Here is a 14,694-nt window from a genome sequence, read left to right as displayed (position 1 = left end):
TCATCGCTACCGCGGCGATGAGTCAGGCCGTATGGTCTGTCGGGGATCGGCTACCGCCCGGAGAACCCGGTTAGTGCTCGTCGGCCAGTAAACGACACGAGATGAAGGTGCGAAACATTGATTCGTCGACATGTCCGGAGTGGCGTCGCGAACCGCCGGCGCGGTGCCCGCGCCGCGGCCTTCGTAGCCGCCACAGCAGTGCTCGCCGGTCTGGTGTCCGGTGTCGGTGGGACCACCGCGTCCGCTGACCCGATCATCGACAGCAAGAAGCTGCTGGCCGATCCCGTAGCCCCGGACGGGTCGAAGATCACCAAGGCCGAGATGAAGGACAGCCGGAACATCCGGCTGTACGTCTACTCCGCGGCCATGGACGCCACCTACCCCGTCGATGTACAGCGCCCCGCCGACGCCTCGGCGCCGCGCCCCGTGCTGTACCTGCTCAATGGCGCGGGCGGCGGTCAGGACGACGCCTCCTGGGTGAAGAAGACCAATATCGTCAACGGGTTCCTGGGCGACAAGGACGTCAATGTCGTGCAGCCCATCGGCGGTAAGTGGAGCTACTACACCGACTGGCAGACCGACGACCCGACGCTGGGCCGCAACAAGTGGACGACGTTCTTCACCGAGGAACTGCCGCCGCTGATCGAGGCCGCGCTCGGCACCAACGGCGTCAACGCCGTCGCCGGCATCTCCACCTCCGGCACCACCGTGCTCCAACTGCCCGAGGTGAAGCCGGGCCTGTTCAAGGCCGCCGCCGCCTACTCCGGCTGCGCCCAGTTCGCCGATCCGGTCGGCCGTGAGTTCATGCGGCTCACCGTCGAGACCTGGGGCGGCGGCAAGCTGGAGAACATGTACGGCGCCGAGGACTCCCCGGAATGGGCCGCCCACGATCCGGTCGTGAACGCCGAAAAGCTGCGCGGCACCGAGCTTTACATCTCCTCCGGCAACGGTCTGCCCGGCCAGTACGACACCCTCAACGGTGCGTACGCGCTGCCCGGCGCCTACGGCCTGGCCAACCAGCTGATCATCGGTGGCGTGATCGAGGCGGGCACCAACTACTGCACCGCCAACCTGAAGTCGAAGCTGGACGGCCTCGGCATTCCGGCCACCTACAACTTCCGGCCCTCCGGCACCCACTCGTGGGGTTACTGGAACGACGAGTTCATGAACTCGTGGCCGGTGCTGGCCCGCGGGCTCGGGCTGTAGCGCCCGGCGCTTCAAGAGCAAAGACACGCCCCCGACCGCAAAAGCGGTCGGGGGCGTGGTCGTTGAAGGGGGAGGTTGCCGAGGCGTGGTGGTTGGTGGGGGCGGTCGCGGGGGAGCGGTTGTTGGTGGGGCGGGTGGACTTCGTGCGGGGTGGGTGGCCTTCGTACCGACTGACCGGATTGTGAAGGCTGTGTGGGTTCGGGGTTTTGTTCTGGGGATGGGGCTGAACAAAAAGTTCGGTTAGCCGTAAACTATTGTTGTGACCACCTTGGCTGAAGAGCGCAGCAAGTTTCAGCGAGTCAGATCGGCTTCGGCCCTGCTCGGTCCCGCCTTCGTCGCCGCCATCGCGTACGTCGATCCGGGAAACGTCGCCTCGAACATCAGCGCGGGCGCGCAGTTCGGGTATCTGCTCGTGTGGGTCATCGTCATGGCCAATGTGATGGCGGGGCTGGTGCAGTTCCTATCGGCCAAGCTGGGGCTGGTCACCGGCATGTCGCTGCCGGAGGCGGTGCGGGACAAGGCGAGCCGGCCGGTGCGGCTGGCCTATTGGGCGCAGGCCGAAACCGTCGCCATGGCAACCGATCTCGCCGAGGTGGTCGGCGGGGCCATCGCCTTGAACCTGCTGTTCGGGCTGCCGCTGCTGCTCGGCGGCGTGATCACCGGCGTGGTGTCGCTGTTCCTGCTGATGATCCAGAACCATCGCGGGCAGCAGCCGTTCGAGCGGGTCATCGTCGGCCTGCTGGCGATCATCGCCATCGGCTTCCTGGCGTCGGTGTTCATTGCGCCGCCCTCGGTCTCCGGCACCCTCGGCGGGCTGCTGCCGCGCTTCGACGGCACCGAGAGCGTGCTGCTGGCCGCCGCCATGATCGGCGCCACCGTCATGCCGCACGCGGTGTACCTGCACTCCGGCCTGGCCCGCGACCGGCACGGCAATCCGGCGGCCGGTGCGCCGCGCGCCCGGCTGCTGCGCATCACCCGCTACGACGTGGGCCTGGCCATGCTGCTCGCGGGCACGGTGAACCTGGCCATGCTGCTGATGGCCGCGAACACCCTGCGCGGGCGCGAGGATGTGGATTCGCTGGAGTCCGCGCACGCCGCCGTCACCGACGTGCTCGGCCCGGTGGCCGGGCTGCTGCTCGCGGTCGGCCTGCTCGCCTCCGGCCTGGCCTCCACCTCGGTCGGCGCTTACGCCGGCGCGATGATCATGCAGGGCCTGCTGCACCGGCACGTCTCGTTACTGGTCCGCCGGCTCATCACCCTGATCCCGGCGCTGGTGGTGCTGGCGATCGGCATCGATCCCACTCGGGCACTGATCATTTCGCAGGTGGTGCTCTCCTTCGGCATCCCCTTCGCGCTGATTCCGCTGGTGCGCTTCACCAGCGATCGGGTGCTGATGGGCGCCGACGTCAACCATCGCGTCACCACCGGGCTGGCCTGGCTGGTCGCGGCCATCATCTCCGCGCTCAATGTCGCGCTCATCTACCTGACCGTCACCGGGAAGTGAATCCCGTTCGCTACTCGGCGAATACGGCCTTGCGCTTGGCGAGCATGGCCGCCGCGCCCTCGGCGAAATCGGGGGAGCGGAGCAGTTCGGCCTGACCGCTCGCCTCGGCCGCGAGCGTCGCGTCGAGAGTGGTGAGGGTGGCGGCGTTCAAAGCGCGCTTGGTCAGTTCCAGAGCGCGGCGCGGTCCGTTCGCAAGCTTCGCCGCGGCCGCCTCGACCTTGGCGTCGAGCTCCGCATCGGAGTAGACGCCGGTGATCAGGCCGTGCTCGACCGCCTTGGTCGCGGGCAGGCGCTCACCCAGCAACGCCATTTCGGCGGCGAGCGGACGCCCGGCCGCTGCGGCCACCAGGGCGGCCGCGCCACCATCGGGCATCAGGCCGATATTGATGAAGGCCAGCAGCAGGTACGCGTCCTCGGCGGCGTAGGTGAGATCCGCCGCGAGCGCGAACGCCACGCCCACCCCGGCCGCCGCGCCCTTGACCCGGGCGATCACCGGGATCGGCGCGTCCACCAGCGCCTTGATCATCCGATTGGCCACCACCATGGTCATTTCCGGCGTGATGCCGCGCGCGGCCTCCCCGGGGCTGGCCGAGAGATCGGCGCCCGTGCAGAAATCCCCGCCTGCACCGGTGAGAACGATGACCCGGACCGCCGGATCGTCGTACGCCGCGCGGACGGTATCGCCGAGACCCGCCATGGTGTCGTAATCGATGGCATTCTTACGCCGGGGGTTGGTGATGGTTATCCGCAGCACCCGCCCGTCCCGAATCGCGGTGTAGCCCGGCGTGGTCGCGGTATTGCTCATGCGTGCTCCCGGTGAATGCGCGGCGGCGATGCCGGCGAATGTGTTCAACTGTGCGAATTGTGGTTAACTTAGGGGGATTCGTCCGGCACTGTCAACAGCCGGTGCCGCTCGGAGAAGGAGAAACCGCATGGTCGTCGATCGCAGCGAGGCCGCACTCGCTTCGGTGCGATCCGACAGTCCGGCCGGGCGATCGGAGAGCGAACCCGGACCCCGCCGCCGGCCCAAGAACCGCAAGGCGCAAATCGTCAGGGTAGCCGCTCGAGCCTTCGCCGAGCGGGGATATCACCCGGTCGGCGTGGACGAGATCGCCGCCGAGGTCGGCATCTCCGGGCCCGCGCTGTACCGGCACTTCCGCAATAAATACGCACTGCTGGTGGCCGCCGCCGAAGGAGGCGCGCAGCAGCTCCTCGATGCCGCCAAGACCGCCGACGATCCGAAGCTGGAACCGGAACCGCGACTCACCACGCTGATCCGCGGCATCGCCGAGTACACCGTGGACGTGCGCCGCGAAGGCGGCCTGTACCGGTGGGAGCGGCGCTACCTGGAGCGCGAGGACCGCCAGCGCATCCGGGTCATCTACGCCGAACTGCACGAGACCATGGCCGCGGCCATCGCCGAGCTCTACCCCGACGCCGACCCGGCCGATGTCATGCTGCGCTCGGCGGCGGTGCTGTCGGCCATCGGCTCCATCACCGCGCACCGGACGGCGCTCTCCACCACCCGCCTGCTCAACCTGATCGACGAGATCTGCTGGGATCTGCTGCGCACCGAGCTGCCGCCCGCCCCGCCGCCGGTCACCGGCGAACCCAATCTGCGTGGGCTGCCGGTCATCTCGAAACGCGAACAGCTGCTCACCGAGGCGATCCGGATCTTCGGGCGGCAGGGCTATCACGAGGCCAGCATCGAGGAGATCGGCGCGGCCGCGGGCATCAACGCCTCCAGCGTGTACCGGTACTTCAGCAGCAAGGCCGACCTGCTCGCGGCGGCCTTCCACCGCACCGGGGAGCGGGTGGCCATCGCCAATGCCGAGGCGCTGTCGGAGGCCACCGGGCGCTCCGACGCGGCCGTGCGCATCGGCTCGCGATTCGCGCGCATGACCTTCGCCATGCCCGAGATCCTGCCGGTGTACTTCTCCGAATTCTCCAATCTGCCCGCCTCCGAACAGCATCGGCTGCGCTCCATCCAGCGGCAGAACGTACTGGAATGGGCGAACCTGCTCGACGGCGATCAGGTGGAGGCGCGGTTCCGGGTGCACGCCGCCATCGCCCAGGTCATCGATGTCGGCCGCCGCATCCGCTTCGACGGCCGCCGGGAGAACCTGGACCGGGTGGGGGCGCTGATGAACGCCGTCCTCCTGGGCGCGACGACCCACGAACCCGCCGAGTGAACGCGACGGGGTGCTAGCGCCAGACGCGGTGGCGCATGCGGAACAGTGCGCGTGCCATGCGCAGCCGGCGCGGGTTGTTGTCGAAGCTGCTGAAGACCGGATCGCGGAAGCGGCCATCCGAAATGGCTTGGACGCGAGTGAATTCCCGCAGCTGCCGCGGATCGCGGATGCGCCCCGGACCGGATACGCCGTACACCGGTGTGGCATTGACCGTCACCAGCTCGGTGCGCAACTGCTGCGCGAACTCGGGCACGCTGCGCACATCCCGGGTGAAAACCGCTACCGGCCCGGGCTTCTCACCGATCCGCTCGACGGCATTTATGCGCTCGGCCGCCTCGTCCATATCGGCCACCCGCACGACGATGAGCACCGGCCCGGCCGGTTCGCCCGTCACGGCGGTGCTCACGTCGGGCACATCGGTGAGCACGATCGGCTCGATATACGGCTCGCGAATCGACTCCAGGCTGCCGACCACCGCCCGGCCGCCGCGGCTGAGCGCATCGCGCACCTGCCGGCGCACCACGTCAATGGAGGTATCCAAGGTCATCGGGCCGTAGGTGGCGCGGCGGTCCGCGCCCGGACGCAGGCGGCGGGCCTGCTCGGCGACCAGGGCCAGGAACGGTTCGTAGACCGAATCGGCGACATAGACCCGGTGCACCCCAGCCGGATGCTGACCGGCATTGGCCATCGACCCGTAGACGGCGGCCGCGGCGGCGGTGTCCAGCCGGGCGTCCACCTGCACCACCATGGCGCCGCGCGTGCCGTGCTCCAGCGTCAGCGGGGTGCCGGACTGCGCGCAGAGCGCGGTGACTTCCCGCGCCCCCGCGGCCGAACCGCTGTAGGAGATCTTGTCCAGCTTCGATTTGCAGAGCAGGGCGGCGGTCGAGCTGTCGCCGGTGACCACTTGCAGCACAGGCTGATTCGGGGCCAGCCGAGTCCAGGCATCGGCCAGCCAGACGCCGACGGCGGGGGTCAGCTCGCTGGGCTTGAAGACCACCGCGTTCCCGGCGGCCATCGCACTGGCGATCGAATTCATCGGGGTGAGAACGGGATTGTGCCAGGGGCCGAGCACCCCGACCACGCCCAGCGGCAGATATCCGATGGCGCCCTGCGGATTTCGGGCGAACCGGGCCGTGCGCGGCGAGCGGTGCAGGGCGTGCTCGGCCTTGCGGGCCGCCCAATCCAATTGCTCCACCGCGAGTGTCACCTCGATGGCGGCGTCCATGCGCGGTTTGCCGGTCTCGTTGCTGATCAGCTCCACCAGTTCCCGGGTGCCGCGCGCGATGCTGCGTTTCCAATCCAGCAGCCAGCGTTTGCGGCCGTCGAAACCGATTGTGGCCCACCACTGTTCGGCGGCACGCGCGGAGCGCACGGTGCGGGTCAGTTCACCCGCGCCCATGATGGCGAAGTCGCCGACGGTCTCGCCGGTGCGTGGATCGTAGGACGTCAGAACCTTGGGCCGGTGTGCGCCGGTGTGCGCCGCCGTCTTGCGCTGTGCGGATTCGGCCATGGGTCACCTCTCCAGGGCCAATCTGAATGTCTCCCCGTCCCGTCAGAGTAGGGTCCGGGTCGCAGCTGCGACAAGGTAGCGAAATTTCGGCATACCGCCCGGTCTGCGCCTGGATCTGCGGCTATTCACCTACCTGACGGTTTGTGACCAAGCACACAAGCCGGTGATAGATGCTTCGGTGAAGCAACGGCCTCGTAACTTGTCCGCCGGTAACATCACCGGCGGTGGAGTGGATCATCCCGGCGGGGGTGTGGGGACCCGCCGCACGGGGCGACGCCATTGCCCGAACTGCCGATAGTGGAGAGTTGATGCCGACCTTGGACAAACCGGATACGCAACCAGCGGAAACGCTGAAATCGAGTAGCGATCCGGCGGTGTATGTCGAAGACATCCGCAAGTCGTTCGGCGACGTGCACGCCCTGCAAGGGGTCAGCTTCACCGCGGCCCGCGGCCAGGTGCTCGGCATTCTCGGGCCCAATGGCGCGGGCAAGACCACCACCGTCAAGATCCTCTCCACCCTGCTGCGCCCCGACTCCGGCATCGCCCGGGTCGCCGGACACGATGTGCGCACCGATGCCCCCGCGGTGCGCCGCTCCATCATGATGACCGGCCAGTACGCCGCCCTGGACGAGAACCTCTCCGGCCGCGAGAACCTGGAACTCTTCGGCCGCCTGATGGGCCTGCCCCGCAAAGCCGCCCGGCAGCGCGCCGACACCCTGCTCGAGGAGTTCGATCTCACCAGCGCGGGCCGGCGGCCGGTGCGCGGCTACTCCGGCGGTATGCGCCGCCGCGTCGACATCGCCTGCGGTCTGGTGGTGCGACCCGAGGTGGTGTTCCTCGACGAGCCCACCACCGGCCTGGACCCGCGCAGCCGCCAGGGCGTGTGGGATCTGGTCAGCGCGCTCAAGACCCAGGGCATCACCGTCCTGCTGACCACGCAGTACCTCGAAGAGGCCGACGTGCTCAGCGACAACATCATCGTCATCGACAAGGGCACCGTCATCGCCGAGGGCACCGCGGACGCGCTCAAGGAGAAGACCGGCGGCAGCTACTGCGAGGTGGTGCCGCTGGACCCCAGTCAGGTGAGCACGGCCGCCGACGCGCTCGGCGACCTGGTGCCCGACGCGGTGCGCGCCGAGATCGGCAAGACCGACCGGCTCTCCATTCCCGCCCCCGAAGGCGCCGCCACCCTCTCCGAGGCGCTGCGCCGGCTCGACAGCGCCGGGGTCAAGCTCGCCGACATCGGCCTGCGCCGGCCCTCCCTCGACGACGTATTCCTTTCCCTCACCGGGCATTCCGGCAGCAAGGAAGTCGAAGCGTGAGCGCCCCCGCCGTGGCCGGCGGCACCGATCTCTTCGCCGGACTGCCGCCCGCAAAACCATCCAGCTTCGCGCAGTGGCGGGCCCTGACCGGGCGCATCGTCTGGGTGATGGCGACCAAGGGCGAGCTCATCGTCGCGGTCATCACCCCGCTGGTGTTCACGCTCGGGTTCTTCCTGCCGCTGAAGTACGTCATGGCGTTCAAGGGCGTGAACTACGCGCAGTTCGTCATGCCCATCATCGTGTTGCAGACCATGTCCTTCACCATGATGTCGAACGCGCAGCTGTCGGCGTTCGAATCGCTCACCGGACTCAATACCCGCATGCAGACCATGCCGATCGGGAAGCTGGTGCCGCTGCTGTCGCGGCTCAGCGCGGGCCTGGTGCGCTCGGTGGTGTCCTTGATCGCGGCCCTCGGCTGGGGTCACATGATCGGCTTCCGGTTCCACGCGGGCTGGGATCAGGCGATCCTGTTCTGCGGCTTCGCTCTCGTCGTCGGCACGGCGCTCTCGATCGGCGCGGACGCGCTCGGGTCCATCACCAAGAGCCCCGAATCGCTGAGTCAGGCACTGACTTTGCCGACGCTGATCTTCGGCATGCTCTCCTGCGGGTTCGTGCCGGAATCCGGCTTCCCGGCGTGGATTCGGCCGTTCGTGCGTAATCAGCCCATCTCACAGCTGTCCTATGCCATGCGCGATATGGCCGCGGACGGGGTGACTTGGGCGGTGTTCTGGGTGCCGCTGTTGTGGATCGTCGGCTTCGTCGTCGTCTTCACCCCGGTGGCCGTGTGGGCGAGTGTGAGGCGGTCATGACGGTTATTGAGACGGATTCGCCCGCAGCGGTCCAGGATTCGTGGGCGGGGCATCAGCCGCTGCCCGCCGTCGCGCCGCGTTCGGAGCGCGCGTTCACGGTGTGGATCGAGCAGACCGGGATCCAGTGCAAGCGACTGCTGCTGGGCTGGATGCGCGATCCCGCGACCACCATTCAGTCGCTGGTCTACCCGGCTCTGACGTTGATCATGTTCCGGATCGTGCTCGGCGATTCCATCACCTCGGTCACCGGCGTGCCCTCGGTGTACGGCACGGTGCCGATGATCATGCTGGTGGCCGCCATGTCCGGTTCGGTGATCAGTGCGCTCGGGTTCAAGACCGAGAAGGCGACCGGTCTGCTCGGGCGGTTCCACACCATGCCGGTGCACCGGGCGGCCGGGCTCACCGGGCGACTGCTGGCCGAGGGCATCCGGGTGCTGGTCACCTCGCTGTTCGTGGTGGCCGTCGGGCTCGTGCTGGGCTTCCGATTCTGGTACGGGCCTTGGGCTTCCATCGCCATGTTCGGCATCCCGATCCTGTTCGGCATGGCGTTCGCGGTGCTGATCACGGCGCTGGCCACCTTCTCCGAAGGCATCCTGCTGGTCTCCATGGTCGGCCTGGTCACCAACCTGCTGATGTTCTTCAACTCCGGATTCGTGCCGGTGTACGCGTATCCGGTGTGGTTGCAGAAGACCGTCGAGAACCAGCCCATGAGCACGGCCATCGACGCCATGCGCGGGCTGGCCTACGACGGGCCGATCGCGACGCCGCTGCTGAAAACACTGGCCTGGACGCTCGGCATCATCGTGGTGTTCGCCTACCCGGCCGTGCGCGGTTACCAGCGCGCGGCCGAGACCGGGGCCTGAGCCCCGGTCCGATCGGTGACCCGGCCCGGGTCTACTCGGCGTCCTGGATCTTTCGCACGGCGTCGACGAAGAACCGTTCGGCCTTGGCACGGTCGACCGGGCCGGACATCGAGGCCACCCGCACCGCGACGGTGGTGTCGCGCAGGGTGGCCCAGCCCATGTAGGCGGTGCTGCTGATCGGCTCGGTCACGCCGGGCGCGGTGGACGAGGAGTCCGAGAGGTAGACCAGGGTGTCCACGCCCTTCAGGTCGCCGGGCGCGCTCAGATCCTTGATCTCGACCTTGGTTTCGACCTTGTCGCCGTCGATGACATTGCTGCCCGTCAGCTGTTTGCACTGCGCGTTGTTGGCGGCGAACCGCTTCAGGTCGGTGTTGCGGCTCGCCACGTATTCGACGTAGACGGTCGCGTCCTGGGACGCGGCCGTCACCGACGAATCCTTCAGCGCCTGCTCGGTCAATTTCGCCGCATCGATCTGGATGCCGCGGCAGGACTCGGGGGTGACGACCGCATCCGATTGCAGGCTCGCCACATCCGAGGCGGCGTCGCGCAGTTTGTCGGCGGGAATGTCCATATGCTTTGCCCCCGCTGGAAATTCGCTCTCGGCGAGTAGTAGCTGTTCGCGCGGGGTGCTCGGGGTGCCGCTGGAGGCAGGGGAGGCGTTGTCGCCACATCCGGTGATCAGCAGACAGGCGAGCACCGGCAGGGAAATCGCGAGCAGTCGAGGATTCACTGCGACAGCATGCCATCGGATAGCCGTTCGGACGCTGTATGGATCGCCCGGTTTGTCGGCGCTGACCGATCCGCGCGGCAAGTGTGGCGCGCATCACGTTAAAGTGGCGGCATGGCTTACCTGGTTACCGGGGCAACCGGGTTCATCGGTCGGTTTCTACTTCCCGAATTGCTGAAGCGCGACGGGGACATCCATGTGCTGGTGCGGCCCGGCGAGGATTCGGTGCTGCGCTTCAATCGGTGCATGCACGCGTGGGATGCCCGCGATCGCATCAAACCGGTGCGCGGCGATCTCACCGCGCCGGGGCTGGGCATCGATCCGGGATGGGTTGCGGCGCATCGCGGCTCCATCGACCAGGTGTTCCACCTGGCCGGCGGGTTCGATGCGGTGGCGCCCGGCGGCGGCACCCGGCGGGTGGTCGACTTCGCCGCGAGCGTGGAAGCCGGTCAGCTGCACCATGTTTCGACGGTGCAGGTCGCCGGGGCGTGGGACGGGCTCTTCACCGAGAACATGTTCGATGTCGGGCAGCTGCTGACCACGCCGTATCAGCGCGCCATGCTGAAGGCCGAGCAGGCGGTGCGGGAACAATCGAAGGTGCCGTGGCGGATCTACCGGCCGGGCATCGTCATCGGCCACTCACGGACCGGCGAGATCGATCGCATCGAAGGGCCGTACTACTTCTTCCGGCTGCTGCGCATGGCCGCTCAGCTGCCGCGCATTCTGCCGGTGGTCGCGCCGCGGCTCGGCGAAACCAATATGGTGCCGGTCGATTTCGTGGCTCGGGCGCTGGATCACATCGCGCACCGGACCGGCGGCGAGGACACCACCTATCACCTGGTCGATCCGCGGCGGCAGAGCGTGGCCGACGTGTTCAACCTGTTCGCCGACGAAGCCGGTGCACCGCATCTGGTCGAGGTCATGCCCAAACAGACCCTCGACATGACCCTGCGCGTGCCCGGCATGGGCTGGGCGCTGCGGCAGATCGGGATGCCGATGGAGGTCATCGAACACAGCGAGCTCAGCTGCTGCTTCGAATCCCGGCACGCCGAAGCCGCATTGGCGGGCACCGATATCAAGGTGCCGCCGCTCGCGGGCTACGCGCCGGTCATCTGGAAATACTGGATCGAGAACTGGGTCTAGGGCTGCCCGGGCAGCTCATCGGCGAGTTGCTCCGCCAGATCCCGCGGATCCCCGAAATCCCAATCCACCCAGCGATTCCGGTTCGTCCAGCCCACCAGGTCGTACCGCCACCGGAACGGCCAGGTGGTGGCCACCGTCATGAACAAGGCGGTGCCCAGCGCGGTGTAGTCGTCATGCGCCGACAGCAGGGCGCGCTGCTGGCGGGGCGGTCGCGTGAAGAACGCGTCGAACATGGCGATGGACTGCGGGGTCGTCAAGCGCCCCAGCCCGTACACCCCCCGCATCCGCATCCAATAGACCAGCCGCGCCTGCCACGGCCACAGTGCTTCGATCGGATCCTCACCGTTCAAGATCGCGCCGACCGCCACATCCGCCAGCGCCAGCGAATCCGCCACGCAATATCCCGTGATCGGATGCATCATCCCGCCCCGCGACCCGAACGGAATCACCTGCCCCCGACCGGCTTTCGGCGGCACCCAATCCAGCGGATAGTGCGCCGCCTCGGTAGGTTCATCCCCTCGTAGTCGAATCCCGTGCGCCTTCAACCGATTCAACGTCCGCCTGCGCAACTCGTGCTGCGGCATCCCACCCCGGAGCCCGAGACTGGTCTCCTCGAAGATCACCGTGCCGTCCCCCAGCGGCACCGAATACAAGAACGACGGCGGCGCATCCTTGCCGGCCCCGTTCTCGTCCCGCCAATCCAGCAGCAGCCCTTCGCCTTCGCCCACCATCGGCGCGGCCCGCTCCGCATCCACGAAGATCCCGTGCGCACTGGCCAGTCGCCGCCGCCCCGGCCCCGACTGCCCCCGCGTATCGATCACCGTCGCCGCCCGGATCTCCCGCCCATCGGACAACTCCACCCGATGCGGCTGCACGATCCGCGCCCGCCCCGCGATCACCGTCGCGTCATCCAAGGCCAGCGCATCCCACAACCCCTGCTTGGACAACACGCAATAAGCCCGCGGAATCCGATGCGCCGCCCCCGTCCAAACCGTCGGCTGCTCGATCCGGCTCCCGACCGCACTCCCCGGCAACCACTCCGGCAACTCATCCACCCAGCACGAATAAGTAGGCCCCCACAACCGCTCCGGCCGCGGATCCACCCCCACCACCCGCAACCCGGCCACCATCGCCCGATGCGCCACCGCCCGCCCCGTAGGCCCCAGCCCCACCACACAAACATCGGCCGCCCCGCCGACCTCCAGCCCACTCATACCCGCATTCAAACAGCCCCACCCACCCCCGGACCAGACCGCATCCCATCAATCCGGCCCCACCCCGCACCCACTTGCGATCGCGCGAATTCGAGGCAACTGGCAAGCGGGCTAGCCGACAACGGTCACGGGCTGGACGCGGCGAACCGCGACCACCCGGTGAATACGGCAAGTCCGTTGGGCCGCAACAGACTTGCCGAGTTCCCCTACTTCGGCGTCACCCAGGTGGTGATGTCGGCGTGCACGACCTCGAGGCCGGTTTTGTCGTAGATGGAGACCGGGACGACGAGCTCCTGGCCCTCGGTGATCTTGTCGAAGTCGGGGACCTCGGGGAGTTTGGCGACGGCGCGGAGGCTGGAGTTGGCCTTGGCCAAGTACTGGACATTCATGGCCTTGGGGATCCAGCGGTGGGTGCCCGGGACGGTGGCCTCCGACAGCATGCCCATGGCGACCTCGGCCAGGTTGCAGGCGGCGATGGCGTGGAAGGTACCCAAGTGGTTGTGGATGCCGAACCACTTGGGGGCGGTGACCTCGCAGAGGCCGGGTTCCAGGCGGACGACGCTGGGGAGGACGGTGCCGAAGTAGGGGACGCGCGCGACCATGCCGAGCGAGAAAAGGGTGTGGCCGATGCGGTTGTCGGGGAGCTTCTTCCAGCCGCGGTAGGTGGCGGTCTCTTTGGTCATGCCGCGTATCTTACTCAGAAGTAAGATACGCGGTCACTACGGGAGATCGAGTAGCCGTCGCAGCGCGCGGTCGATGCTTTCCATGGTTTCGCTGTCCACGACGAACAACAGGTTGTCCGGCAGGCGGCCGGTCGGCGGAGGCGGGTGGCGGCCGCGGTAAATCATGGGTGAAATGTGAACAATGACCGATTCGCTGACGGATATGGAATCGCCCGGCGATTGCTAGCTTGAGCAGCCGTGTCTCGGGACACGGGTGGTCCCGGTGCCGATTCACCGGTCGGTTGGGGATTGGAGATCTCGAAAAACATGCGTATTCGCACCGCCGTGGCGACCCTGGGACTGGCGCTCACCGGCGCTGCTGCCGCCGCCACCTGCTCGGCCGGCTCGGCTGCCGCCATCACTCCGTTCAGCGACCCCAGCATCGGTATCTATGCCGGAGTTTCGCTGGATCGCAACGAGGCCGCGGCGCTGAACAACAGCCCGCTGCCCGGGATGCTGAACGGTTTCCTCGGCGACAATCTGACCTACATTCTGGATCCGGCGTCGCGGCTGCCGCAGGACGACGACTATGTGTACGCCGACCCGTCCGACGTCATCTCGGAGGTCGCGCACTCCCGCTTCGGTGAGTTCGGTCTGGCCTGGGTCAACCCGAGCTGGAACAACGGCCACCCGTACATGGTCGTGGAAGTGCTCGACCAGTAATCGGCTCTCCCGAACTTCGGCCCGCGGCACCGATTGTGCTGCGGGCCGATCGTTTTCGGTCACCCTGACGACCCGGTGTGACCAGGGCCATCGCCCCGGAGTCCGGGGGAGGGGCGATTTGAAGTCGCCCCGGGGCTCGAGGCATACTATTCGGGTTGCCCACACCGGGTTGCGTCTTTTCCGTTGGATCAGCGCAGGTGACAGGCAAGCAAGACCGAATTTTGCACCCCGCCTGAAAGCGGCGTGGGTGCGTCCGGGACACTGTTCCGAGGCTCGTGGAGATTTGCTCAGGGCTGAGGAATGTGCGGCGGCGCGACACGCCCGACCGCGTGGACCGGATGAACCATGACAGATGAACAGCGGCGATGGACGGGTCCCGAGGGGCCGGTCGTGTGTGTTGTGGCTGATGCGTCTTCGTGTGTTCGGGCTGTGCAAATGAGGGTGGTTCGAGAGGGAAACCTCTTGGATCACAACGTAAGCGGAGAAAAGGACACTCAGCGTGGCGGGACAGAAGATCCGCATCAGGCTCAAGGCCTACGACCATGAGGCGATCGACGCGTCTGCGCGCAAGATCGTCGAGACGGTGACCCGTACCGGCGCCCGTGTGGTCGGCCCGGTGCCGTTGCCTACCGAGAAGAACATCTACTGCGTCATCCGGTCGCCGCACAAGTACAAGGACTCGCGCGAGCACTTCGAGATGCGTACGCACAAGCGGCTTATCGACATCCTCGACCCGACGCCGAAGACGGTTGACGCTCTCATGCGTATCGACCTGCCGGCCAGCGTCGACGTCAACATTCAGTGACGGGGACTTCGAAT

Annotated in this window: 15 protein-coding genes; 9 read left to right on the top strand and 6 right to left on the bottom strand. The window is 67.4% G+C overall.

The genetic code is table 11. From position 1 onward, the window contains the following. Positions 1–213 precede the first annotated feature (213 nt). Together NI1_RS13525 and NI1_RS13520 are read left to right on the top strand one after the other, a co-directional pair. Positions 214–1,206: an alpha/beta hydrolase gene (locus NI1_RS13525; protein WP_067819703.1), complete on the top strand. Its 993-nt coding sequence runs from the start codon at positions 214–216 to the stop codon at positions 1,204–1,206. Positions 1,207–1,465: 259 nt separating this feature from the next. After that, complete coding sequence (locus tag NI1_RS13520) at positions 1,466–2,710, top strand: Nramp family divalent metal transporter (RefSeq protein ID WP_439957255.1); 1,245 nt, start codon at positions 1,466–1,468, stop codon at positions 2,708–2,710. A gap of 10 nt (positions 2,711–2,720) precedes the next feature. On the opposite strand, the gene NI1_RS13515 is transcribed toward NI1_RS13520, so the two are convergent. Further along, positions 2,721–3,515, bottom strand: a complete 795-nt coding sequence (locus NI1_RS13515; protein WP_067819699.1) for an enoyl-CoA hydratase-related protein — start codon at positions 3,513–3,515, stop codon at positions 2,721–2,723. A gap of 127 nt (positions 3,516–3,642) precedes the next feature. On the opposite strand from NI1_RS13515, the gene NI1_RS13510 reads away from it, so the two are divergent. Next, positions 3,643–4,902 carry a TetR/AcrR family transcriptional regulator gene (locus tag NI1_RS13510; RefSeq protein WP_067819434.1) on the top strand — a complete coding sequence of 420 codons (1,260 nt, stop codon included), beginning with the start codon at positions 3,643–3,645 and terminating at the stop codon, positions 4,900–4,902. A 13-nt stretch (positions 4,903–4,915) separates the two neighbouring features. Here the strand turns inward: NI1_RS13510 and NI1_RS13505 are convergent, their stop codons facing one another. After that, a complete protein-coding gene (locus NI1_RS13505; protein WP_084523142.1) occupies positions 4,916–6,412 on the bottom strand; it encodes an aldehyde dehydrogenase family protein in 1,497 nt (498 codons plus the stop codon). A gap of 308 nt (positions 6,413–6,720) precedes the next feature. Here NI1_RS13505 and NI1_RS13500 point away from each other — a divergent pair, with 308 nt between their 5' ends. The 3 genes from NI1_RS13500 to NI1_RS13490 are packed head-to-tail and all read left to right on the top strand — an operon-like array spanning position 6,721 to position 9,406. Next, positions 6,721–7,734: a daunorubicin/doxorubicin resistance ABC transporter ATP-binding protein DrrA gene (locus tag NI1_RS13500; protein ID WP_067819431.1), complete on the top strand. Its 1,014-nt coding sequence runs from the start codon at positions 6,721–6,723 to the stop codon at positions 7,732–7,734. Next, positions 7,731–8,543, top strand: a complete 813-nt coding sequence (locus NI1_RS13495; RefSeq protein WP_067819428.1) for an ABC transporter permease — start codon at positions 7,731–7,733, stop codon at positions 8,541–8,543. The genes NI1_RS13500 and NI1_RS13495 overlap by 4 nt, the downstream gene beginning before the upstream one ends. Further along, a complete protein-coding gene (locus NI1_RS13490; RefSeq protein WP_067819687.1) occupies positions 8,540–9,406 on the top strand; it encodes an ABC transporter permease in 867 nt (288 codons plus the stop codon). The genes NI1_RS13495 and NI1_RS13490 overlap by 4 nt, the downstream gene beginning before the upstream one ends. A 31-nt stretch (positions 9,407–9,437) precedes the next feature. Here NI1_RS13490 and NI1_RS13485 read toward each other — a convergent pair whose 3' ends face one another. Beyond that, positions 9,438–10,136, bottom strand: a complete 699-nt coding sequence (locus NI1_RS13485) for a hypothetical protein (RefSeq protein ID WP_067819426.1) — start codon at positions 10,134–10,136, stop codon at positions 9,438–9,440. Between the two features lie 111 nt (positions 10,137–10,247). Here NI1_RS13485 and NI1_RS13480 point away from each other — a divergent pair, with 111 nt between their 5' ends. Next, complete coding sequence (locus NI1_RS13480) at positions 10,248–11,276, top strand: SDR family oxidoreductase (protein ID WP_067819424.1); 1,029 nt, start codon at positions 10,248–10,250, stop codon at positions 11,274–11,276. On the opposite strand, the gene NI1_RS13475 is transcribed toward NI1_RS13480, so the two are convergent. The 3 genes from NI1_RS13475 to NI1_RS39850 form a co-directional block, all read right to left on the bottom strand. After that, positions 11,273–12,490: a lycopene cyclase family protein gene (locus NI1_RS13475; RefSeq protein ID WP_067819420.1), complete on the bottom strand. Its 1,218-nt coding sequence runs from the start codon at positions 12,488–12,490 to the stop codon at positions 11,273–11,275. The two genes, NI1_RS13480 and NI1_RS13475, sit on opposite strands and share 4 nt — an antisense overlap. 206 nt (positions 12,491–12,696) lie before the next feature. After that, positions 12,697–13,173: a hotdog fold domain-containing protein gene (locus NI1_RS13470; RefSeq protein ID WP_067819416.1), complete on the bottom strand. Its 477-nt coding sequence runs from the start codon at positions 13,171–13,173 to the stop codon at positions 12,697–12,699. A 36-nt stretch (positions 13,174–13,209) separates the two neighbouring features. Then, positions 13,210–13,338, bottom strand: a complete 129-nt coding sequence (locus tag NI1_RS39850) for a hypothetical protein (protein ID WP_281179492.1) — start codon at positions 13,336–13,338, stop codon at positions 13,210–13,212. Positions 13,339–13,479: 141 nt separating this feature from the next. Here NI1_RS39850 and NI1_RS13465 point away from each other — a divergent pair, with 141 nt between their 5' ends. Together NI1_RS13465 and rpsJ are read left to right on the top strand one after the other, a co-directional pair. Further along, entirely contained in the window at positions 13,480–13,875 is a 396-nt protein-coding gene (locus tag NI1_RS13465; protein WP_157535111.1) for a hypothetical protein, read from the top strand. A gap of 499 nt (positions 13,876–14,374) precedes the next feature. Next, a complete protein-coding gene (gene rpsJ / locus NI1_RS13460; protein WP_040804197.1) occupies positions 14,375–14,680 on the top strand; it encodes a 30S ribosomal protein S10 in 306 nt (101 codons plus the stop codon). Positions 14,681–14,694 lie beyond the last annotated feature (14 nt).

It is taken from the genome of Nocardia inohanensis NBRC 100128 (assembly GCF_001612945.1).
Lineage (GTDB): Bacteria > Actinomycetota > Actinomycetes > Mycobacteriales > Mycobacteriaceae > Nocardia > Nocardia inohanensis.
This window is presented reverse-complemented; position numbering and strand designations above follow the sequence as displayed.